The sequence below is a fragment of the Streptomyces sp. NPDC059874 genome, from assembly GCF_042731135.1.
GTDB lineage: Bacteria > Actinomycetota > Actinomycetes > Streptomycetales > Streptomycetaceae > Streptomyces.
In genome coordinates this window covers 35,219-58,025 of sequence record NZ_JBHWJY010000049.1, presented here as the reverse complement: position 1 = coordinate 58,025, position 22,807 = coordinate 35,219, and the positions used below count along the sequence as shown (strand labels likewise).

General features: G+C 68.7%; 18 protein-coding genes. 4 read left to right on the top strand and 14 right to left on the bottom strand.

The window, feature by feature from the left end:
• Positions 1-6 precede the first annotated feature (6 nt).
• The 14 genes from ACFV9H_RS25915 to ACFV9H_RS25850 form a co-directional block, all read right to left on the bottom strand.
• Positions 7-201 carry a hypothetical protein gene (locus tag ACFV9H_RS25915; protein WP_053677094.1) on the bottom strand — a complete coding sequence of 65 codons (195 nt, stop codon included), beginning with the start codon at positions 199-201 and terminating at the stop codon, positions 7-9.
• Positions 202-657: 456 nt separating this feature from the next.
• Positions 658-1,698: an ABC transporter ATP-binding protein gene (locus tag ACFV9H_RS25910; RefSeq protein WP_385402420.1), complete on the bottom strand. Its 1,041-nt coding sequence runs from the start codon at positions 1,696-1,698 to the stop codon at positions 658-660.
• Positions 1,691-2,674 (bottom strand): ABC transporter ATP-binding protein, encoded by a 984-nt coding sequence (locus ACFV9H_RS25905; RefSeq protein WP_385402417.1) that lies wholly within the window; start codon positions 2,672-2,674, stop codon positions 1,691-1,693. The genes ACFV9H_RS25910 and ACFV9H_RS25905 overlap by 8 nt, the downstream gene beginning before the upstream one ends.
• A 12-nt stretch (positions 2,675-2,686) precedes the next feature.
• Positions 2,687-3,727 carry an ABC transporter permease gene (locus ACFV9H_RS25900; RefSeq protein WP_385402414.1) on the bottom strand — a complete coding sequence of 347 codons (1,041 nt, stop codon included), beginning with the start codon at positions 3,725-3,727 and terminating at the stop codon, positions 2,687-2,689.
• Positions 3,720-4,643, bottom strand: coding sequence for an ABC transporter permease (locus tag ACFV9H_RS25895; protein WP_385402412.1), 924 nt, complete (start codon positions 4,641-4,643; stop codon positions 3,720-3,722). Before ACFV9H_RS25895 ends, ACFV9H_RS25900 begins: the two co-directional genes overlap by 8 nt.
• A gap of 31 nt (positions 4,644-4,674) precedes the next feature.
• On the bottom strand, positions 4,675-6,303 hold the full coding sequence (locus ACFV9H_RS25890; RefSeq protein WP_385402409.1) for an ABC transporter substrate-binding protein: 1,629 nt from the start codon (positions 6,301-6,303) through the stop codon (positions 4,675-4,677).
• 105 nt (positions 6,304-6,408) lie between these two features.
• Positions 6,409-7,353 carry a GNAT family N-acetyltransferase gene (locus ACFV9H_RS25885; protein WP_385402406.1) on the bottom strand — a complete coding sequence of 315 codons (945 nt, stop codon included), beginning with the start codon at positions 7,351-7,353 and terminating at the stop codon, positions 6,409-6,411.
• Between the two features lie 338 nt (positions 7,354-7,691).
• Positions 7,692-8,744, bottom strand: a complete 1,053-nt coding sequence (locus ACFV9H_RS25880; RefSeq protein ID WP_385402404.1) for an ABC transporter ATP-binding protein — start codon at positions 8,742-8,744, stop codon at positions 7,692-7,694.
• Complete coding sequence (locus ACFV9H_RS25875) at positions 8,737-9,792, bottom strand: ABC transporter ATP-binding protein (RefSeq protein ID WP_385402401.1); 1,056 nt, start codon at positions 9,790-9,792, stop codon at positions 8,737-8,739. Before ACFV9H_RS25875 ends, ACFV9H_RS25880 begins: the two co-directional genes overlap by 8 nt.
• 13 nt (positions 9,793-9,805) lie before the next feature.
• On the bottom strand, positions 9,806-10,765 hold the full coding sequence (locus ACFV9H_RS25870) for an ABC transporter permease (protein ID WP_385402398.1): 960 nt from the start codon (positions 10,763-10,765) through the stop codon (positions 9,806-9,808).
• The gene (locus ACFV9H_RS25865; RefSeq protein ID WP_385402396.1) at positions 10,758-11,705 is read right to left on the bottom strand and encodes an ABC transporter permease; all 948 of its coding nucleotides are present in this window, start codon (positions 11,703-11,705) and stop codon (positions 10,758-10,760) included. The genes ACFV9H_RS25870 and ACFV9H_RS25865 overlap by 8 nt, the downstream gene beginning before the upstream one ends.
• Positions 11,706-11,799: 94 nt before the next feature.
• Entirely contained in the window at positions 11,800-13,416 is a 1,617-nt protein-coding gene (locus tag ACFV9H_RS25860; RefSeq protein WP_385402394.1) for an ABC transporter substrate-binding protein, read from the bottom strand.
• 452 nt (positions 13,417-13,868) lie between these two features.
• Positions 13,869-15,773, bottom strand: coding sequence for a translational GTPase TypA (gene typA / locus ACFV9H_RS25855; RefSeq protein WP_385402392.1), 1,905 nt, complete (start codon positions 15,771-15,773; stop codon positions 13,869-13,871).
• A 346-nt stretch (positions 15,774-16,119) separates the two neighbouring features.
• The gene (locus ACFV9H_RS25850) at positions 16,120-18,579 is read right to left on the bottom strand and encodes an ABC transporter family substrate-binding protein (RefSeq protein ID WP_385402389.1); all 2,460 of its coding nucleotides are present in this window, start codon (positions 18,577-18,579) and stop codon (positions 16,120-16,122) included.
• Between the two features lie 348 nt (positions 18,580-18,927).
• On the opposite strand from ACFV9H_RS25850, the gene ACFV9H_RS25845 reads away from it, so the two are divergent.
• From ACFV9H_RS25845 to ACFV9H_RS25830, 4 genes are all read left to right on the top strand, one after another.
• A complete protein-coding gene (locus tag ACFV9H_RS25845; protein WP_385402387.1) occupies positions 18,928-19,158 on the top strand; it encodes a hypothetical protein in 231 nt (76 codons plus the stop codon).
• Positions 19,159-19,270: 112 nt separating this feature from the next.
• Positions 19,271-20,095 (top strand): hypothetical protein, encoded by an 825-nt coding sequence (locus ACFV9H_RS25840; RefSeq protein ID WP_385402385.1) that lies wholly within the window; start codon positions 19,271-19,273, stop codon positions 20,093-20,095.
• A 1-nt stretch (position 20,096) separates the two neighbouring features.
• On the top strand, positions 20,097-22,013 hold the full coding sequence (locus tag ACFV9H_RS25835) for a fumarate reductase/succinate dehydrogenase flavoprotein subunit (protein ID WP_385402382.1): 1,917 nt from the start codon (positions 20,097-20,099) through the stop codon (positions 22,011-22,013).
• Positions 22,010-22,786, top strand: a complete 777-nt coding sequence (locus tag ACFV9H_RS25830) for a succinate dehydrogenase/fumarate reductase iron-sulfur subunit (protein WP_385402380.1) — start codon at positions 22,010-22,012, stop codon at positions 22,784-22,786. Before ACFV9H_RS25835 ends, ACFV9H_RS25830 begins: the two co-directional genes overlap by 4 nt.
• Positions 22,787-22,807 lie beyond the last annotated feature (21 nt).

Genomic DNA, 22,807 nt, shown 5'->3' with positions numbered 1-22,807 from the left:
TCGACCTCAGAACTTGAGGCCACTGATCATGCTCGCCACGTTGGACGTGAGCTGGCTGAGGGTCGGGGCGATGGTCGAACTCGCCAGGTAGAAGCCGAGCAGTACGCAGACCACCGCGTGTCCCGCCTTCAGGCCCGACCTGCGGACCAGCAGGAAGACGACGATCGCCAGCAGCACCACGGCCGAGATCGAGAGTGCCACGGCGGTTCACCTCCACGTCGAGCGGACATCGGTACGCGCATTCGTGCTCGGCAGGAGTCATACCCACCGTGCGCTACGGATCATAACTATCCGTACCAGCGCATCGATCGAATTCCGGCAGCACGAGGGGCGCACGCCGCGCATGGGCTGGGTCACACAGAAGGCCGGCCGGAGAGCTCCTACGTCTCTCCGACCGGCTGTCGGCACCCGCACGGCCGCACGTCACACAGGCTGCATGCCCCAGATCTCGGGGCAGAAACGGTCAAGTTGCCTACATGTTAACCGAGTTGCCCCCGTGAGCTCCCCCACCCCGTCGGCCGGCCAGGGGCCGCCGGGGGTGGCCGGAAATCATCGCCCGCTCGGCGACCGTGGCACGGCGGGGCGCACACGGCCGGATCCGCTCGGCCGTGCGCCCCGAACGACCGCCCCGCGCCGGGTCATACGCCCCCGGGGGCCCTAATCCGTGTCCTCCGGGGGCGACGGCGGGACCACCTGCTTCTCCGCCGCGAAGTGGCAGGCCGAGGGGTGGGCGGCCGGGCCCGAGGGGAAGACCCCCGGAATCGCGAGCAGCGGCACCTCCGTCGTGCAGCGGGGCTGGGCCTTCCAGCAGCGCGTGCGGAAGGGGCAGCCCGACGGCGGGTTGGCCGGGGACGGGACGTCGCCGCTGAGGATGATCCGCTCGCGGTGGGCGCGGGCCTGCGGGTCCGGGACGGGGACCGCGGACAGCAGAGCCTGGGTGTACGGGTGGGTCGGGTGGTCGTAGATCTGGGTGTCGGTGCCGATCTCCACGATCCGGCCCAGGTACATCACGCCGACCCGGTCGGAGATGTGCCGCACGATCGACAGGTCGTGCGCGATGAACACGTAGCTCAGGTCGAAGTCGTTCTGGAGCCGCTCCAGCAGGTTGATGACCTGCGCCTGGACGGAGACGTCGAGCGCGGAGACCGGCTCGTCGGCCACGATGATCTCGGGCTTGAGGGCGAGGCCGCGGGCGATGCCGATGCGCTGGCGCTGTCCGCCGGAGAACTGGTGCGGGTAGCGGTTGATGTACTCGGGGTTGAGCCCGACCACGTCGAGCAGTTCCTGGACCTTGCGGCGCCGGTCGACCTTCGGGGCCACCTCGGGGTGGATCTCGTACGGCTCGCCGATGATGTCGCCGACCGTCATGCGCGGGTTCAGCGAGGTGTACGGGTCCTGGAAGACCATCTGGATGTTGCGGCGGACGGCCTTGAGGGCCTTGCCCGACAGCTTGGTGAGGTCCTCGCCCTTGTACGAGATCGCGCCCGCGGTCGGGCGTTCCAGGTTGACCAGCATCTTGGCGACGGTGGACTTGCCGCAGCCGGACTCGCCGACGATGCCGAGGGTTTCGCCGGCGCGCAGCTCGAAGGAGACCCCGTCCACCGCCTTGACCGCGCCGACCTGCTTGCGGAAGACGATGCCCTGGGTCAGCGGGTAGTGCTTGACCAGGTCCTTCACTTCCAGAAGGGACTCAGCCATGGAGGCACTCCTTCCAGAAGTGGCAGGCGCTGGTCCGCTCCTCGGGCGACTCCGTCACCTCGTACAGCGGCGGGACGTCGGTGCGGCACACGGCCTGCGCCATCGGGCAGCGCGGGTTGAAGGCGCAGCCGGGCGGGATGGCCAGCAGGTTCGGCGGCAGGCCCTTGATGGCGTAGAGCTCTTGGCCCTTCTGGTCCAGGCGCGGGATCGAGTCCAGCAGACCGCGGGTGTACGGGTGCGCGGGCGCCTTGTAGATGGCGTGGACGGGCGCCGCCTCGACGATCCGGCCCGCGTACATGACGGCGATCTTGTCGGCCACGTCGGCGACGACGCCCAGGTCGTGGGTGATCAGGATGAGGCCCATGTTCAGCTCGCGCTGGAGCTCGGCCAGCAGGTCCATCACCTGTGCCTGGACGGTGACGTCCAGGGCGGTCGTCGGCTCGTCCGCGATGATCAGCGAGGGTTCCAGGGCCAACGCCATGGCGATCATGATGCGCTGGCGCATGCCGCCCGAGAACTGGTGCGGGTAGTCCCCCACCCGCTCCTTCGCCGCCGGGATCTTCACCCGGTCCATCAGCTCGACGGCCTTGGCCTTGGCGTCCTTGCGGGACATCCCGCGGTGCACCTCGTACATCTCGCCGAGCTGGGCGCCCACGCTCAGTACCGGGTTCAGGGACGACAGCGCGTCCTGGAAGATCATCGCCATCTCGGCGCCGCGGACCTTGCGCCGTTCGTCCTCCTTCATCTTCAGGAGGTCCTTGCCCTTGAAGAGGATCTCGCCGCTCGAAATGCGGCCCGGCGGCATGTCCAGGATGCCCATCACCGCCTGCGCGGTCACCGACTTGCCGGAGCCCGACTCGCCGAGCACCGCGAGGGTCTCGCCCTCGTCCACCGAGTAGTCGACACCGTTGACCGCCTTCGCGACTCCGTCGCGCGTCTTGAATTCCACGTGCAGATCGCGGACTTCGAGCAGCATGTGCGGGGCTCCTCAGCGCAGCTTGGGGTCGAGGGCGTCGCGCACCGCGTCGCCGAGCATGATGAAGGCGAGCACGGTCAGGCTCAGCGCGCCGGCCGGGTAGAGCAGCATGTGCGGGGCGTTGCGGATCTGCGTGGCGGCGTTGGAGATGTCGATGCCCCAGGAGACGGTGGGCGGGCGCAGGCCCACGCCGAGGAACGACAGGGTGGCCTCCAGGGCGATGTACGTGCCCAGCGCGATCGTGGCGACGACGATGACGGGGGCGATGGCGTTCGGCGCCACGTGCCGCAGCAGCATCCGGCCGTTGCCCGCCCCGAGCGCCCGGGCGGCCTGGACGTAGTCGTTCTGTTTGGCGGTGATCACCGAGCCGCGCGCGATGCGGGCGATCTGCGGCCAGCCGAGCAGCACGATGAAGCCGACGACGGGCCAGACGGTGGTGCTGGTGACCACCGACAGGAAGACCAGGCCGCCGAGGACCACGGGGATGCCGAAGAAGATGTCGGCGACCCGGGAGAGCAGCGCGTCGCCCCAGCCGCCGAAGAAGCCGGCGAGCCCGCCGAGGAGGGAGCCGAGCAGCGCCGCGCCGAGGGTGGCGCAGACGCCCACGGTGATGGAGGCGCGGGCCCCGTAGACGGTACGGGTGTACACGTCGCAGCCCTGGGTGTCGTATCCGAAGGGGTGGCCGGGCGCGGAACCCTGCTGTGACTTGGACAGGTCGCACTGGAGCGGGTCGCCGCTCGCGATGAGCTGGGGCCAGATCGCGATGACGACGAGGAAGAGGATCAGCAGCGCGGAGAGGATGAAGACGGGGTTGCGGCGCAGCTGGTGCCAGGCGTCGGACCACAGCGAGCGGGCCCGCTCCCGGGGGCCGGGGCCGCCGGGGCCGCTTCCGGTGACCTTCTCGATGCCCTCGACGCTCTCTGCCTCCTGCAGTGCGAGATCCATGGCTCCTCCCTGGCCGGTGGGCGACATGGCCTCGCGGGGGCGGGGTCCGACGGGGTCGTAGCCGTGCTCTTCGGGGTGCTCGGGACGGTCGGGGTCGGGCTCAGGCATAACGGATCCTCGGGTCCAGGACCGCGTAGAGCAGGTCGACCAGCAGGTTCGCCAGCAGGAAGACGATGACGAGGATGGTCACGAAGCCGACCACCGTGGGCGAGTTGTTGCGCAGGATGCCCTGGTAGAGCTGGTAGCCGACACCGTGGATGTTGAAGATCCGCTCGGTGACGATGGCCCCGCCCATCAGGGCCCCGATGTCGGTGCCGATGAAGGTGACCACCGGGATCAGGGAGTTGCGCAGCAGGTGGCGGGTGATGACCCGGCGGCGCGGCAGGCCCTTGGCGACGGCGGTGCGGACGTAGTCGGCCTTGACGTTCTCGGCGATGGAGGTGCGCGTGAGTCGGGTGACGTACGCGAGGGAGACCAGCGCGAGCACGATGCCGGGCAGGATCAGCTCGTCGAAGGGGGCGTCCGGGGAAACGCTGGACCGTACCCAGTGCCATTTGACCCCGAAGACGAACTGGAGCAGGTAGCCCGTCACGAAGGTGGGCACGGAGATGACGACGAGCGTCATCACCAGCACGGACGTGTCGACGGCCTTGCCCCGGCGCAGTCCGCTGACCACGCCGAGGGTGATGCCGACAAGGATCTCGATGACGATCGCGACGATGGTCAGGCGCAGGGTGACCGGGAAGGCCGAGGCCATCAGCTCGGTGACCTTCTGACCGTTGAAGGCCGTGCCGAAGTCGCCCTGGAAGATCTGGCCCATGTAGTGCAGGTACTGCTTCCACAGGGGCTGGTCGAGGTAGAGGTCCTTGCGGATGCGCGCGGCGGTGGCCGGGTCGGGGGCCTTGTCGCCGAACAGGGCCGCGACCGGGTCGCCGAGCGCGTACACCATGAAGAAGATCAGGAACGTGCTGCCGATGAACACCGGGATCATCTGGAGCAGCCGCCGGATCACATAACGTCCCATGGACTGCTCCAGGATCGATCCGACGGGTTGGTCAGCTGACCTTGATCTGGTCGTAGACCGGCACGCTGAACTGGTTGAGCGTCACGTCCGAGAGCCGCTCCGAGTAGCCCGCGCTGCCGTTCTGGTACCAGAGCGGGATCGACGGCATCTGCTGGGCGAGGATCTTCTCGGCGTCCTGGAACTTGGCGGTCGCCTTGGCCGCGTCGCTCTCCCGGTTCGCCTCGTCGACGAGCTTGTCGAACTCCGGGTTGCTGAACTTCCCGTAGTTGGAGGAGGCGCCGGTGTAGTAGAGCGGCTCCAGGAAGTTCTGGATCAGCGGGTAGTCGGCCTGCCAGCCGGAGCGGAACGGGCCGGTCAGCTTGAAGCTGCTCTGCTGGTTCCTGAAGTCGGCGAAGGTGCCGACCGGGTTGACCGTGCAGACCGGGCCCTCGCCCAGCGCGTTGTTGATGCTGTTGCAGACGGCGTCCATCCAGTCGCGGTGCGAGCCGGTGTCCACGTTGGAGGTCAGCGTGACCTTTCCGCCGGGCAGACCGCCGCCCTCCTGGATGAGCTTCTTGGCCTCGGCGGGGTCGAAGGCGCAGGCCTCACCGCAGGCTGTGGCGGAGAAGCCGCCCTTCTCGCCGAGGGCCGGCGAGGTCCAGTCCTTGGCGGGGGTGCGGGTCTCGCGGAAGATCTGCTTGGTGATCTCGTCGCGGTTGATCGCCCGCGAGATGCCCTGGCGGACCTTCTCCACGCCCTCCTTGCTCCACTGGGGGTCGTACAGCGGGAAGGTGAGGGTCTGGATGATGAGGGCCGGCTGGTTGATGTACCGGTCGCCGAGGTCGTTCTTGACGTTCTTCAGCTGCTGCGCCGGGACGTCGTCGACGAGGTCGAGGTTGCCGGAGATCAGGTCGGTGTAGGCGGTGTTGTTGTCGGTGTAGACCTTGAGGTCCACTCCGTTGTTCTGCGCCTTGTCCTCGCCGGGGTACGCGTCCCACTTGCGCAGCTTCATCCCGGTGCCCTTGGTGTACGAGTCCACCGTGTACGGGCCGTTGCCGACGGGCTTGTTCAGCCAGCCGGCGTGGTCGGTGAAGAAGGCCTTGGGCAGCGGGGAGAAGGCCTGGTAGCCGAGGGTCTCGGGCCAGGTGGAGAACTTGTCCTTCAGGGCGACCGTGAAGGTCTTGGGGTCCTTGACGACCAGCCCGGACATCGTCTTCGACTTGGGCTCGCCGGACTCCGGGTGCACGTCCGCGTAGCCGACGATGTCGGAGAAGAACGGCGAGTTGTTCTGCTTGTTGCGCACGTCCGCGCCGTAGTTCCAGGCGTCCACGAAGGACTGGGCGGTGACGGGCTCGTCGTTGCTGAACTTCCAGCCGTCCTTCAGCGTGATCGTGAAGTTCTGACTGTCGGTCGTCTCGATCTTCTCGGCGAGCATGTTCTTGGCCTCGCCGGTCTTCGGGTCGTACCGCTTCAGGCCCCGGAAGAGCATGTCGAGCACCTTGCCGCCCTGCACCTCGTTGGTGTTGGCCGGCTCCAGCGGATTCTGCGGGTCACCCCATGAGGAGCTGACGATTCCCGCGCCACCGCCCCCGCCGCTGTCGCTGTCCCCACCGCAGGCCGTCGCCGTGAGGGCGACGGCCACCGCACATGCGGCCCACTTGGCGTGGGTGGCTCCGCGCATGGAGTGCCTCCTAAGGTCCCAAGACTCGCTTGGGGCCAATGTCACCCTATGTGCGGGGGCGTGCACTCCTGGTTGGACCGATTGCACCCTCGCGTCCGCCGCCTGTCACCCCTGCGAGTGCAAAGGCAGCTCCCAGGTGTCGACCGCGTAGTGCAGGCCCATGCCGTGCGCCTCGTACAGCGCGAGGGCGCCGGTCTCGTTGTGGGTGTCCACTCCGAGGCCCAGGGTGTCCCGGCCGCGGGCCGCGTAGACGGCGAAGCCGTGGCGCAGCAGGTACGCGCCGATGCCCCGGCCTCGCAGCGCCTTGGCGACGCCGATGTGGCTGATCCAGGCCATGCTGGTGCGGTCGTCGCGGGTGAGGAGTACGCCCACGTCGCCGTGCGCGGGCAGGCTCGCGATCCACACCACGGACCAGTCGAGCGCGCGGGCGTCGATGTGGTCGAGCCAGGGCTCGTACGCGCGCTCCACGTGCCCGAAGTGGTCGGCGAAGGTCTCCTCCACCAGGGCGTGGGCCCGACGGCGGTCGGCCTCGTCGTCGCCGCAGTGGCGCAGGGTGAGGCCGGCGGGGGCGGCGGGGGCCGCCGCGTCGGCCGGGGTGAGGTGGCGGGTCATCGCCTGGTAGCGGCGGACGGTGCGATAGCCGCGAACGGTCAGGAGGGCGAGGTCGAGGGTGGGTTTCACGTTGAGCTGGAGCCGCAGCCGGGCCTGCTCGGCGCCGGCGGCCATCGCGCGGGCCCGGTTCTCCATGAGCTCCAGCAAACGGACGGCGGCCTCGGTGTGGCCGGGCAGTACGTAGTGGTCGCAGTCGACGCGGCCGGGGCCGGAGTCGGCCCAGACCAGTGTGTAGGCCACGAGGCGGCCGCCCTGGAAGGCGAGCCAGGAGTCGGTGGCCAGGTCGATGTCGGGGTGGTTGAGGTCTGCCTCGACGGTGCCGAGGTCGGTTTCGGGTCTGCCGATCTCGATGACGTCGACGGCGTTGAGCAGGGCGCAGATGTCGGACGCGTCCCCGGGCCCTGCGGGCCGGACGGTCAGCGGGTACGTTTCGCGCATCCCCTCACTGTCCGGGCCCACGCGCCGCGCCCGCAACTCCCTTTCACCACACCCCCGACGGCCATATTTCAGCCTCGCCGGCGTTTGAGGCGCGGGGGCTCGGGGGCGGAGCCCCCGCAACGGCGCCGCACCCGACGGCACACACTGCCTGGCCCGGACCTGCTGACGACCCCCGCGGGGAAAACGGCGGAGCCCCCGCAACGGCGCCGCACCCGAGGGCACGCACCGCCTGGCCCGGACCTGCCGACGCCCCCCGCGGGGCAACGGCAGGGCGCCCGGCACCGGAGGATTCCGGTGCCGGGCGCCCTGAACGCCGTACGGCGGTGCGCTGCGCGGGGTCAGACGGCCAGGACGGCCTTCTCCTCCGCGAAGTGGCACGCCGACTCGTGCGCCGCGTGCGTGGTCAGTCCCTTGAAGCGCTCCGGGATCGCCAGCAGCGGCTCCTCGGTGGCGCACTTGTCCTGGGCCTTCCAGCAGCGGGTGCGGAAGCGGCAGCCCGACGGCGGGTTGGCCGGGGACGGGACGTCACCGGTGAGGATGATCCGCTCGCGGTTCTCGCGGACCTCGGGGTCCGGGACCGGGACCGCCGACAGCAGCGCCTGGGTGTAGGGGTGCGTCGGGTGGTCGTAGATCTCGGAGTCGGTGCCGATCTCGGCCATCTTGCCGAGGTACATGACGCCCACGCGGTCCGAGATGTGCCGGACGATCGACAGGTCGTGCGCGATGAAGACGTAGGACAGGTCGAACTCGTCCTGCAGCTTCTCCATCAGGTTGATGACCTGCGCCTGCACCGACACGTCGAGCGCGGAGACCGGCTCGTCGCAGATGATGATCTCCGGGTTGAGCGCGAGGCCGCGGGCGATGCCGATGCGCTGGCGCTGACCGCCGGAGAACTGGTGCGGGTAGCGGTTGATGTACTCCGGGTTCAGACCCACGACGTCCAGGAGCTCCTGGACCTTGCGGCGCCGGTCGCCCTTGGGAGCCACCTCGGGGTGGATCTCGTACGGCTCGCCGATGATGTCGCCGACCGTCATGCGCGGGTTCAGCGAGGTGTACGGGTCCTGGAACACCATCTGGATGTTTCGGCGGACGGCCTTGAGGGCCTTGCCCGACAGCTTGGTGATGTCCTGGCCCTTGTAGAAGACCTCACCGGCGGTGGCGGTCTCCAGGCTCATCAGGAGCTTGGCGACGGTGGACTTGCCACAGCCGGACTCGCCGACGATGCCGAGGGTCTCACCGCGGTAGAGGTCGAAGGAGATCCCGTCGACCGCCTTGACCGCACCGACCTGCTTCTTGAACAGGATGCCCTGGGTCAGCGGGAAGTGCTTGACCAGGTTGCGGACCTGGAGGATCGGCTCGCGCTCGGGGGCGTTATTGGTGAGCTCAGCCATGGATCTGCTCCTTCCAGAAGTGGCACGCGCTGGTGCGGCCGGACAGCTCGGTGCCATCCTGCGCGGTCACCTGGTGCAGGACCGGCACGTCGGTGCGGCAGACGTCCTGCGCCTTGGGGCAGCGCGGGTTGAAGGCGCAGCCCGAGGGGATGTTGAGCAGGTTGGGCGGCAGGCCCTTGATCGCGTAGAGCTCCTGGCCCTTCTGGTCCAGGCGCGGGATCGAGTCCAGCAGACCGCGGGTGTACGGGTGCGCCGGGTTCTTGTAGATCTCGTGCACCGGGGCGTTCTCGACGATCCGCCCGCCGTACATGACGGCGATCTTGTCCGCGACGTCGGCGACGACGCCGAGGTCGTGGGTGATCAGGATCAGACCCATGTTCATCTCGCGCTGGAGTTCCGCGAGCAGGTCCATGACCTGGGCCTGGACCGTCACGTCGAGAGCCGTGGTGGGCTCGTCGGCGATGATCAGGTCGGGCTCCAGGGCCATCGCCATGGCGATCATGATGCGCTGGCGCATACCGCCGGAGAACTGGTGCGGGTAGTCACCCACGCGCGCCTTGGCGGCGGGGATCTTCACCCGGTCCATGAGCTCGACGGCCTTGGCCGTGGCGTCCTTCTTCGACATGCCGCGGTGCACGCGGTACATCTCGCCGAGCTGGGCGCCGACGGTGTGCACCGGGTTGAGCGACGACAGGGCGTCCTGGAAGATCATCGCGATCTTGGAGCCGCGGATCTTGCGGTACTCCTCGGCCGGGAGCTTCAGCAGGTCGGTGCCCTGGAACATGATCTCGCCGTGCGGGATCTTGCCGGGGGGCATGTCCAGGATGCCCATGATGGCCTGCGCCGTCACGGACTTGCCGGAGCCGGACTCGCCGAGGACGGCGAGGGTCTCGCCGGCGTTCACGGAGTACGAGACGCCGTTGACGGCCTTGGCGACACCGTCGCGGGTGTGGAACTCGACGTGCAGGTCGCGCACTTCGAGCAGGGGGGTCCCCTCCGGCGCCGAACGGGGCGCGGGGACGTTCGAGGTCTTGTCGATGATGGTCAACGTACGCCCTTCCTCAGCGCAGCTTCGGGTCGAGGGCGTCGCGCACCGCGTCGCCGACCATGATGAACGCGAGCACGGTGATGCTCAGCGCGGCGGCCGGGAAGAGGAGCACGTGCGGAGCCTGCAGCCAGCGGACGGAGGCGTCGCTGACCATGAGGCCCCAGGAGATCTCCGGGGGCTGGACGCCGATGCCGAGGTACGACAGGGCCGCCTCGGCGGAGATGTACACACCCAGGCTGATCGCGCCGACCACGATGACGGGGGCGACGGCGTTCGGCAGGATGTGCCGGATCGTGATGCGCCAGGCGCCGGCACCGAGGGCGCGGGCGGCCATCACGTAGTCGTTGTTCTTGTTCTGCAGCACCGAGGACCGCATGATGCGGAAGATCTGCGGCCAGCCGAGGGTCGCCAGAACGATGGAGACCGTCCAGGCGTTGCCGGGCAGGGCCGACATGATCAGCATGCCGCCGAGGAGCAGCGGGATCGCGAAGAAGATCTCGGCGAAGCGGGAGAGCGCGCTGTCGACGATGCCGCCGAGCCAACCGGCGAGCAGACCGAGGCCGCCGCCGATGATGATCACCAGCGAGGTGGTCACGACGCCGACGATCACCGAGTTCCGGGCCGCCCAGACGGTACGCGTGTAGACGTCGCAGCCCTGGATGTCGAACCCGAACCAGTGGTCCACGCTCGGGGTCTTGAGCGAGTTCTGCAGGGTGCAGGCGGTCGCGTCGAACGGGCTGCCGTCGGTGAACCACTGCGGCACGGCCGACAGGACCAGCATGGCCAGCACCAGCACGCTGCCGATGAGGAAGATCGGGTTGCGGCGCAGGTCCCGCATCGCGTCGGACCAGAGGCTGGCCTCGCGGTCCTTCTTCTTCTTGCGGTCGGCCTTGGTGACCGGGCCGGTCGGGGCCGGGGCTCCGGTGGTCTGGGTGTCGGTCAACTCATCCCCCACCGTAGTTGTGTCACGCATAGCGGATCCTCGGGTCGAGCACGGCGTACAGCAGGTCCACCAGCAGGTTGGCAACGAGGTAGATGAGGACGAGGAGCGTCACACCGCCGACGACGACGGCACCCTGCTTGAGGTACACGGCTTGGGCGAGCGTGCCGCCGAGGCCGTGGATGTTGAAGATGCGCTCCGTGATGACCGCGCCGCCCATGAGGCCGCCGAGGTCGGCGCCGAGGAACGTGACGATCGGGATGAGCGCGTTGCGCAGCGCGTGGCGTCCGACGACGGTGCGGCGGGGCAGGCCCTTCGCGGTCGCGGTGCGGACGTAGTCGGCGCGCATCGTCTCCATCAGGCTGGTACGGGTCAGTCGGGCCACGTACGCCAGGGAGGTCGAAGCGAGGACGAACGCGGGGAGGAGGTACGCCCGCATGCCGTCGGCCTCGTTGAAGGAGACGGGGAAGAAGTCGATGCCCCAAGCGGTGTTGAGCTTCACGCCGAGCGTCAGCTGCAGCACGAAGCCGGTGACGAAGACGGGGATCGAGATGACCATCAGGGTGGAGAGCAGCACCAGCTGGTCGAGGAACTTTCCGCGGCGCAGCGCGGCCATGATGCCGGCGAGGACGCCGACGATCGCCTCGATGACGAAGGCCATGATCGCGAGGTTCACCGTGTACGGGAACGCTTCGGCGATCAGGTCTGCCACCTTGCGACCGGTGAGGGTTTCACCGAGGTCGCCCTGGAAGACGCCGCTGATGTAGTTCCAGTACTGCAGCAGGAACGGGTCGTCGAGGTGGTACTTCTCGCGCAGCATGGCGGCGACGAGCGGGTCGGCCTTCTTGTCACCGGCGAGGAGCTGAATCGGGTCAGCGCCAGGCATCTGGAAGGTGAGGAAGTAGATCAGGAAAGTGGCACCGAGCAGAACAGGGATCGCCTGTATGAGTCGGCGGATGAGGTAGCGGCCCATCAGACCTCCAACGGAGAGCAGGGGGAAGGGGCAGGCAGGGCGGAAACCTGATTCCGCCTGCCCGCCCCCGATGTCCCCTTGGTGAAGAGGGGTGTTAGTTGAGCTCGACCTTGGCCAGGTCCATGCGGCCCTGGGCGTCGATCTCAACGTTCTTCACGGACTTGGAGTAGGCCGAGGAAGACATGTAGGTGAAGACCGGGATGTACGGCAGGTCCTTGATGATGATGTCATCGGCCTGCTGGTACAGCTTGAGGCCCTCAGCCGGGTCGGTCGCCTTGTCGGCGTTGTCCATGAGGGTCTCGAACTCCTCGTTGACGTAGGCACCGTAGTTGGAGCCGTTGTCGATCGCGATCTTGGAGAAGATCGGACGGAGGTAGTTCTCGGCCGCCGGGTAGTCCATGGACCACGCCATGCGGAAGGCGCCCTTGTACTTCTGGTCGCCCAGCTCGGTCAGCATGTCGCCGAACTTGGTGAACGGCTTGGCGGTGACCTCGAGGCCGAGGTTCGCCTTCAGCTGGTTGGCGACGGCCTCGATCCACTCCTTGTGGCCGCCGTCGGCGTTGTAGCCGAGCTCCAGCTTGTTGCCGGGGATGCCACCGGCCTGGGTGTAGAGCTCCTTGGCCTTGGTCGGGTTGTAGGTACCGACCTCACCCAGGGCGCCCTTGCGGTAACCCGGGATGATGGGGCTGATGAAGTCATCGGCCGGCTTGCGGGTGCCGTTGAAGATGGTCTTCGTGATGGCGTCCCGGTCGATGGCCATCGAGATGGCCTTGCGGATCTCGACCTTGCCGAACGCCTCGGGGTTGGTCTTCAGCGGGAGGCCGATGTAACCGACGCCCGACTCCGGCTTGTAGATGTAGCGGTCGCCGAACTCCTGGGAGACGGTGGCCATCGCCGAGACGGGGAGCTTGTCGACGATCTGGATGGTGTCGGCGCGCAGGTCGTTGTACGCCGTGTCCAGGTTGTCGTAGATCTTGAACGTGACGCCCTCGAGCTTCGCCTTGTCACCGGCGAACTTGTCGTAGCGCTTGATCTTGATCTGCTTGTTGTGCTCCCAGGCGCCGTCCATCTGGAAGGCGCCGTTGCCGATCGGGGCCTCGCCGAACTTCTTCGGGTCGGCCTCGAAGGCCTTCGGCAGCGGGTAGAAGGCGTTGTAGCCCAGCATCGTCTTGAACTGGGAGAACGGAGCCTTCAGCGTGACGGTGAAGGTCTTCTCGTCGACGACCTTCAGGCCCTTGAGCTCGGTGGCGGTGGGCTTCTTGTCCTTGCCCGGCGCCAGCTCCTCGGAGCCCTCGATCTTGTCGTAGAAGGGCAGGCCCTCAGCGGCGTTGTCCTGGTTGGCGCCCCAGTTCCAGGCGCGGACGAACGACTGGGCGTCGACCTTCTCGCCGTTGTGGAACGTGTAGCCGTCCTTCAGCTTGATCGTCCAGACCTTCGAGTCCGTGGTCTCGATGGCCTCGGCGACCGCGAGCTTCGGCTCGTTGGTCTTGTTGTCGTACTCAACAAGCCCGGAGAAGAGGGCGTTGAGAACCTCGGCGCCCTCGGACTCCGCGGTGTTCTGACCCACCAGGCCGTGCTGCGGCTCGCCGAGCACCACGGTGATGTTTCCACCGGACTTGCCGGCCTCGTCCTTGCTGGTGCTGCAGGCCGTGGCAGCCATCGCCACGATGACGGCACCCGCGACCCACTTGGCGCTCGTTGCTCCGCGCATGGGTAATTGCCTCCTCAGGAGTCACTGTCGATACGTGAAGGGCCCGGTAAGCCGCTGACACCCCTGACAGCGAAATCCGGTCCCATCGTGTGTGCTCGTGAGTCGGCGCTCCCCACAGCGCGTGACCCATTGACCCGAGCTCAATGGAGCCATCCTCAGGGACGCCCAGACGGTAAACCACACTTAAGTGGTCTCGTTTTCACAACATCACCTCATCCCGAAAACCCGAAATCCGGACAAACGGATAGGAGACAGACACGTGCGAAACGGACGGTTAGCTCATCTTCCGGAGTGTCACGGTCGGTATGCGGACACCAGAACGCAACAATCCGTTTGACAAAAGCAAACAGCCCCTCCCGTCACGGACAACGTGACGGGAGGGGCTGCTGGGTACTACGACGTTTCAGCCAACCCGGTCGCCACCCAAGCGGCGACTGGAGTCGGACGGGGTACTACTTGCCGGACTTGGCGCGCGACGCGGTACGCGAGCGCTCCTTCTGGTCCAGGACGACCTTGCGGATGCGGACGGCCTCCGGGGTCACCTCGACGCACTCGTCGTCGCGGCAGAACTCCAGGGACTGCTCCAGGGAGAGCTTGCGGGGCGGCACCACGTTCTCGGTGTTGTCCGCGGAAGCCGCACGCATGTTGGTGAGCTTCTTCTCCTTGGTGATGTTCACGTCCATGTCGTCGGCGCGCGAGTTCTCGCCGACGATCATGCCCTCGTACACCTCGGTACCGGGCTCGGTGAACAGGACGCCGCGCTCCTGCAGGTTGATCATCGCGAACGGCGTGACCGCACCCGAGCGGTCCGCGACCAGCGAACCGTTGTTGCGGGTGACCAGCTGGCCGAACCACGGCTCGTGGCCCTCGTGGATCGAGTGGGCGATACCCGTACCGCGGGTGTTCGTCAGGAACTCCGTACGGAAGCCGATGAGGCCGCGCGACGGGACGACGAACTCCATGCGGACCCAGCCGGAACCGTGGTTCGACATGTTGTCCATGCGGCCCTTGCGGACGCCCATGAGCTGCGTGACCGCGCCCATGTGCTCCTCGGGGACGTCGACGGTCATGCGCTCGACCGGCTCGTGCACCTTGCCGTCGATCTCCTGCGTGACGACCTGCGGCTTGCCGATGGTCAGCTCGAAGCCCTCGCGACGCATCTGCTCGACCAGGATGGCGAGCGCGAGCTCACCACGGCCCTGGACCTCCCAGGCGTCCGGGCGCTCGGTGTCGAGCACGCGGAGCGAGACGTTACCGATCAGCTCGCGGTCGAGGCGGTCCTTGACCTGGCGGGCGGTGACCTTGCGGTCCTTGACCGCGGACTTGGCGTCCGCGCCCTTGCCCGTGCCGCCGCGGCCGACCATCGGGGAGGTGTTCGTACCGATGGTCATGGAGATCGCCGGCTCGTCCACCGAGATCAGCGGCAGGGCGATCGGGTTCTCCGGGTCGGCCAGGGTCTCGCCGATCATGATGTCGGGGATACCGGCGACCGCGCAGATGTCACCCGGGCCCGCCACCTCGGCCGGCTTGCGGGTGAGCGCCTCGGTCATCATCAGCTCGGTGATGCGGACGTTGGAGATCGAGCCGTCACGCTTGATCCACGCGACCGTCTGGCCCTTGCGCAGCTCGCCCTGCTCGACGCGGAGCAGCGCGATGCGGCCGAGGAAGTTGTCGGCGTCCAGGTTGGTGACGTGGGCCTGGAGGGGGGCCTCCTCGTCGAACACCGGGGCCGGGACGTGCTCCAGGATGGTGGAGAAGAACGGCTCCAGGCTGTCGCTGTCCGCGGGGACGGTGCCGTCCTCGGGCTTGGTCAGCGAGGCGATGCCGTCACGGCCGCAGGCGTAGACGATCGGGAACTCGATCTGGTCCTCGGTGGCGTCCAGGTCCAGGAAAAGGTCGTACGTGTCGTTGACGACCTCGTCGATCCGGGAGTCCGGACGGTCGGTCTTGTTGATGCAGAGGATGACCGGCATGTTCGCCTGCAGGGCCTTGCGCAGGACGAAGCGGGTCTGGGGCAGGGGACCCTCGGAGGCGTCCACCAGCAGAACGACGGCATCCACCATCGACAGACCGCGCTCGACCTCACCACCGAAGTCGGCGTGGCCGGGGGTGTCGATGATGTTGATCGTGATCGGGGCCCCGCCGTCCTTGGGGTGATACTTCACCGCCGTGTTCTTGGCGAGGATCGTGATGCCCTTCTCACGCTCCAGGTCGTTCGAGTCCATCATGCGGTCGTCGAGGTGCTGGTGGGCGGCGAAGGCACCGGCCTGCTTGAGCATGGCATCGACGATGGTCGTCTTGCCATGGTCGACGTGGGCGACGATGGCGACGTTACGGATGTCGTGGCGCGTGGGCACTTCGGCGCTTCTCCCGGGATAGTGGATGGCGTCGCGTACGGTCCGGCACGCTCGCCTCGGCCGGGCGAAAACCTGCCACGGCCTTACCCCATGGTACGTCGCGCAGCGGGAACCGCCTGCCGGGGGGTCTGTCAAGAGGCCGGACGTATGAGTGCGGCCGAGTGCGGGGTGGGGTGCCTCGGGCGCCGGTCCTGCCTGAATTCCTGCGGGTCAATGGGTATCTCAAGACCTTGCCCGCCGGTGATCCGGCGGGCAAGGGACTTGAGTCACATCTGAGGTTGCGACCCTCCGGTCAACCGGACAGGCACCTGTTTGTCACCACTTCTTACGCACGGCTTCCGCTCGGCTACTTCTTCTTCTTGTCCTTCGCGGTCGGCGGCTTCTTCCAGCCGATGTCCTGGAAGCGGGGGGCGCCGAGGCCGAAGGCGCCCGCGTTGACCAGGCCCGGCTTGACCGCCACCAGCTCGGGGCGCTGGTAGAGCGGGATGGAGCCGGCCGCGGCCCAGATCCGGGCGTCCGCCTTGCGCACCAGCTCGCGGGACTCCTTCTCGTCCAGGGCGCTGACCGCCTGGTCGAACAACTGGTCGATGTGGTCGGTGCCGACCCGGGTGTAGTTCTGTTCGACGAGCAGCGAGCCGTCCGCGGCCGGCTCCGGCTTGGCGAAGATGGGCCGGGCGTCGGTGGCGGGGTAGGCGGTCGCCGGCCAGGAGTAGAGGGCCAGGTCGTACTGGCCCGCCGCGATGTGGTCCTTGAAGAAACTGTCGTCGGCCACCTTCGTCGTCTCGGTGGTCACGCCGATCTTCCGGAGCATCTGGGAGATCCGCTCGCCGACCGTGCGCAGGGCCTCCGAGCCGGGGCCCGACGGGACCACGAAGCGCAGGGTCAGCGGCTTGCCGTCCTTGGCCAGCACGCTTCCGGAGGTGCGCACCGCCCCCTTGGCCGGGGCCTGGGACGCCTTGTCGGGCTCGACCGCGTCCCCGTCACGGGCCGGGCTGCGCTTGCCGTCGTCGACGGCGAGTGCGCCGACGGCCGCGGCCTGGGCGAGGAGGGAGTCCTCCTGCTGGGCCAGGAAGGGGGCCGGGGCGAGCACCGGGGATGGCCGGGCTCCGGCCGCGCCCTTGGCGAATGCGTCGGCGTCGACGATCTCCCCGTCGAGTCCGTACGCGGCCGCGCCCTCGGCCCCGGCGAGGAGGCCGTCGCCGCTGTGGCCCTCGGGGCCCTCGGGGCGGCTCCCGAGCGTGCCCTGGTGGTCACGGCGGGCCGTGCCGGTGGTCACCGCCCGCAGGTCGGCGCCGGCCGGGTGGAGCTCGCCGTTGCGCTGGTCGTCCTGGCCCACGATGTACAGGCCGTCGTTGCCGGTGCCCGGGCCCGAGGGAGTCTTCGAGTCGTCCTGCTCCGCGCTCTCCGGGCCGGCCTTGGCCCCCGCGGGCTCGGTGATCTTCCCGCCGGGGCGCCAGCCGGCGTCCGCGAGCAGGGCCTGGGCCGCCTTGGTGTCCTGGCCGCCGAGGGAGTCGCTGTTGTCGGCGTACGCCTGCTGCCCGGCCAGGGCCACATGGCTGCCGACGGGCTTCGCGGGCAGGCCGAGCGGCTTCAGCACGATCTCGGCGAGCGCCTTGCGGTCCAGGGCCCGGGCCAGCGCCCGTCGCACCCGCTCGTCGGCGAGCGGGCCGGAGGCCCCGTTCATGGCGAGCTGGGTGTAGGCGGGCTCCAGGGACTTGCGCACGGTGAAGGTCCGCAGGGCCGACTGTTCGTCGGCGTAGCGCTGCACCGACTCGGCGTGCTTCTGGCGGCTCTCCTTCTCCGCCGCGGCCTTGCCCTCGTCCGCTCCGAAGGCCACCGCCCACGACAGGGTGGCCTGCGCCGGGGTCAGCGCGGCGGCCGGGCCGTGCGCCGGGGCCCCGCCCGAGCCGGCCGCGCCCGGGCCGTTCTTGCCGGAGGCGTCCCGGTGGGCCAGTGCGATCCGCTCGGCGCCCGCCCGGTCGATCTCCGCCAGATCGAGCTTCCCGGCGGCGAGCGCGGCCGGTCGCTCCGCCCGGGGCACGGCCGTCAGGACCAGCGTGTCCAGCTTGGTCGGGGCTCCCCACCAGCGGGGGTTGCGGGTCAGGGCCACCGTGCCCGTCTTCTTGTCGACCGCGCCGAGCGCGAAGGGTCCCGCGGTCACCTTCAGCGTGCCGCGGGCGGACTCGTTGAAGGCGTCCGGGGCGCCGGTGACCTGCTTGGGGTAGAGCGGGGTGAACAGGGAGCGCCAGTCCGCGTACGGCTTGACGAAGGTGACCTTGACCTCCAGGTCGGTCTTGCCCCGCTCGATCTTCTCGATCCGCTCGTAGCCGGCGTTGCGGGCGGTCCAGTACGCCGAGTCCTTGCCGTTCAGGGCCCGCCACTGCGCCACGAAGTCCGCCGCGCCGATCTCGCGGCCGTCGCTCCACACGGCCTGCTGGTTCAGCTTGTACAGGACGACCTGCTTGGGCTCCCGCTCGACGACCTCGGCCTTCTCCAGGTAGTCGGGATTGGCCACCGGCCGCCCCTTGGCGTCCAACACGAACAGCTGGGGCAGCACCGCCCCGGCGATCCGGGTGGTCGTGGCGTCGGCGTCGGCCTGGAAGGCGTTGAAGGTGTCGGGGAGGCTGTCCACCGCCCAGCGCAGCGTGCCGCCGTCGGCGACCTTGTCGCGGGTGGTCGCGGCGATGTCCTGTCCGGCGGCGGCCGGGCCGCCCTCGTCGTCGCCCGCACCGCAGCCCGCGAGCAGCGGCAGCGCGAGGACTCCCGAGGTCAGCAGCGCCAAGGACCTGCGCCTTCTCTGGGACATGGGTGGTACCTCCGGGGCGGGGCGTGGGGGATGCATGATCACGTTCGGCGGTATATGGAGCTGATCACACCGGTTGCCGAAAACCACTGAAATCGACGTCCTGCCGCACCCCTCGCAGCAGCACCTCGCCACGCCGCGAACCCCACCCGTGCGGACCAATCCCGCTTGCGCGCCGAAGGAGCGTTCCCCCGGGAGAGGGATGAGAATGGGGGGCAGGGAGGGGCGCACGGTTTACGCCTGCGCGCCCGCAATCGCTGCACGTCCCTTCACAACCGGGGACGGGAAGCGCGACACTCGCAGGCGCACATGAGCGTTGCCACCGCACCTTGGCGGAAGTGAGGGCAAATCATGTCCCTGCAAGACGATCTGACTGCCGTACGACGCAACCTGGACGAGCTGACGCGCAAAGTCGAGCAGCTGGAGCAGCAGGCCAAGCGCCAGAGGCCCGGGAGCTCGACGCCGGCGGCCGCTCCGGACCCGTCCCGCATGGTGACGGTCCCGGACACGCCGTACGACAGCTCGCTGTGGCAGGACGTCGACGACGAGGGCCTCGGCGCCCGCGACCGCCGCGCCCCCTGACCGGGGCGACGTCCCGACACACCCATCCCGACCCCCGCACACCCCATCTGGCCCGGCCGCCCCGCGGCCGGGCCTCCTGGGCCACCCCTCATCACTCCACCCGGAGTCCCCTTTGGCCACAGGCACACAACCACCTCAGCAGCGGCCCGGCGGCGTCCACGACGCCTCCCGGGCCGCGATCGCTGCCCGGCACCTGCGGACCGACCGGTGGTGGCTGGCCCCCGCCGGCACCGCGGCCGGGCTGCTCGCCTTCATCGTCTACTCGACCTGGCGCGCCTTCGCGAACGCCGACTACTACGCGGCCCCGTACGTGTCCCCGTTCTACTCCCCGTGCCTCGCGGAGAACTGCGTCCCGATGAAGGACGGCCCGAACTGGGACCTCTTCGGCAGCTGGTGGGGCCTGTCCCCCGCGCTGCTGATCTTGATCTTCCCGCTCGGCTTCCGGCTGACCTGCTACTACTACCGGAAGGCCTACTACCGGGGCTTCTGGGCCTCGCCGCCGGCCTGCGCCGTCGCCGAGCCGCACGGGAAGTACACGGGCGAGACCCGCTTCCCGCTGATCTCCCAGAACATGCACCGGTACTTCTTCTACGCGGCGCTCCCGGTCGCGGGCATCCTCACGTACGACACGGTGCTCACCTTCCGCGACGAGAACTACGCGTGGGGCCACATGGGCCTCGGGACGCTGCTGTTCCTGGTCAACATCGCGCTGATCTGGGCCTACACACTGTCCTGCCACTCCTGCCGGCACATCATGGGCGGCCGGCTCAAGCACTTCTCCAAACATCCGGTGCGCTACCGGCTGTGGGGCTGGATCAGCCGGCTCAACACCCGCCACATGCAGCTGGCGTGGGCCTCCCTGATCAGCGTCGCCCTGTGCGACTTCTACGTGTACCTGATCGCCAGCGGCGCCTTCACCGACCCGAGGATCTTTTGACATGGTTCAAGTCGACCGGCAGCAGTGGGACGTGGTCGTGGTCGGCGCGGGCGGCGCCGGGCTGCGGGCCGCGATCGAGGCCCGCGAGCGCGGCGCCCGTACGGCCGTGATCTGCAAGTCCCTCTTCGGCAAGGCCCACACGGTGATGGCCGAGGGCGGGATCGCCGCCTCCATGGGCAACGTCAACGAGGGCGACAACTGGCAGGTCCACTTCCGCGACACCATGCGCGGGGGCAAGTTCCTCAACCAGTGGCGGATGGCGGAGCTGCACGCGAAGGAGGCCCCGGACCGGGTCTGGGAGCTGGAGACCTGGGGCGCGCTCTTCGACCGGACGCCCGACGGGAAGATCTCCCAGCGCAATTTCGGCGGCCACGAGTACCCGCGCCTCGCGCACGTGGGCGACCGTACGGGCCTGGAGCTGATCCGCACCCTCCAGCAGAAGATCGTCCAGCTCCAGCAGGAGGACTTCAAGGAGTACGGGGACTACGAGGCCCGGCTCAAGGTCTTCCAGGAGTGCACGGTCACCAGGGTTTTGAAAGATCGCAGTCTCAAAGACGGAGCAGGGGTCTCGGGGACCTTCTGCTACGAACGCGAGTCCGGCCGGTTCTTCGTCCTGGAGGCCCCGGCGGTGGTCCTGGCCACGGGCGGGATCGGCAAGTCCTTCAAGACCACCTCGAACTCCTGGGAGTACACGGGCGACGGCCACGCGCTGGCCCTGCTCGCGGGCGCGCCCCTGCTGAACATGGAGTTCGTGCAGTTCCACCCCACGGGAATGGTCTGGCCCCCTTCCGTGAAGGGCATCCTCGTCACCGAATCGGTCCGCGGTGACGGCGGGGTGCTGCGCAACTCCGAGGGCAAGCGGTTCATGTTCGACTACATCCCGGACGTGTTCAAGGAGAAGTACGCCGAGTCGGAGGAGGAGGGCGACCGCTGGTACGAGGACCCGGACCACAACCGGCGTCCGCCCGAGCTGCTGCCGCGCGACGAGGTGGCGCGGGCCATCAACTCCGAGGTGAAGGCGGGCCGCGGCTCCCCGCACGGCGGTGTCTTCCTCGACGTGTCCACCCGGATGCCGGCCGAGAAGATCAAACGGCGACTCCCCTCCATGTACCACCAGTTCAAGGAGCTGGCGGACGTGGACATCACGGCCGAGCCGATGGAGGTGGGCCCGACCTGCCACTACGTGATGGGCGGCATCGCGGTCGACTCCGACACCGCGGCCACCGTCGGTGTCCCGGGGCTGTTCGCGGCGGGCGAGGTCGCGGGCGGGATGCACGGCTCGAACCGGCTGGGCGGCAACTCCCTGTCCGACCTGCTGGTCTTCGGCCGCCGGGCGGGCCTGCACGCGGCGGAGCACGCGGCGGCTTCCGGTGCCCGGGCCGTCGTGTCCCAGGCGGAGATCGACGCGGCGGCCGCGGAGGCGCTGGCCCCGTTCCACGCCGACGACGGCGCGGAGAACCCGTACACCCTCCACCAGGAACTCCAGACGACCATGAACGACCTGGTCGGCATCATCCGGCGGGCGGGCGAGATGTCCGAGGCCCTGGAGAAGCTGGCGGGCCTGCGCGAGCGGGCCGCCCGGGCCGGGGTCGAGGGGCACCGGCAGTTCAACCCGGGCTGGCACCTCGCCCTGGACCTGCGCAACATGCTGCTGGTCAGCGAGTGCGTGGCCCGCGCGGCCCTGGAACGCACCGAGAGCCGGGGCGGGCACACCCGCGAGGACTGCCCGGCGATGGAGCGGAGCTGGCGGCCGGTGAACCTGCTGTGCCGGCCGGTCGATCCGTCACCCGCGGATCCGGCGGCCGACCGGATCGAGCTCACCCGGGTCCGCACCGACCCCATCCGTCCCGACCTGCTCGCGCTCTTCGAGAAGGAAGAGCTGGTCAAGTACCTCGCCGAAGAGGAGCTGTACGAATGAGTACGTACGACGCGAGCTTCCGGATCTGGCGGGGCGACGCGGAGGGCGGGGAACTGCGGGACTTCACCGTCGAGGTGCACGACGGGGAGGTGGTCCTGGACATCGTCCACCGGCTCCAGGCCACCCAGGCCTCGGACCTCGCGGTGCGCTGGAACTGCAAGGCCGGCAAGTGCGGCTCGTGCAGCGCGGAGATCAACGGGCGGCCGCGGCTGATGTGCATGACGCGGATGTCGACCTTCGAGCGGTCCGAGACGATCACGGTGACCCCGCTGCGCGCCTTCCCGGTCGTCCGGGACCTGGTCACGGACGTGTCCTTCAACTACCAAAAGGCCCGGGAGGTCCCGTCGTTCGTACCTCCGGAGGGGGTGGCCCCGGGCGCGTACCGGATGCAGCAGATCGACGTGGAGCGCTCGCAGGAGTTCCGCAAGTGCATCGAGTGCTTCCTGTGCCAGGACACGTGCCATGTGGTGCGTGACCACGAGGAGAACAAGACCGCCTTCGCGGGCCCCCGCTTCCTGATGCGGGTCGCGGAGCTGGACATGCACCCCCTGGACGCGGCGGCGGAGGCGGGCCTCGACCGCAAGCGCACCGCCCAGGAGGAGCACGGGCTCGGCTACTGCAACATCACCAAGTGCTGTACGGAGGTCTGCCCCGAGGGCATCAAGATCACCGACAACGCGCTGATCCCGCTGAAGGAGCGGGCGGTGGACCGCAAGTACGACCCGCTGGTGTGGCTCGGGAGCCGGATCCGGCGCCGTTCCGATCCCCAGTAGTCCGCGATCGGTACACAATGC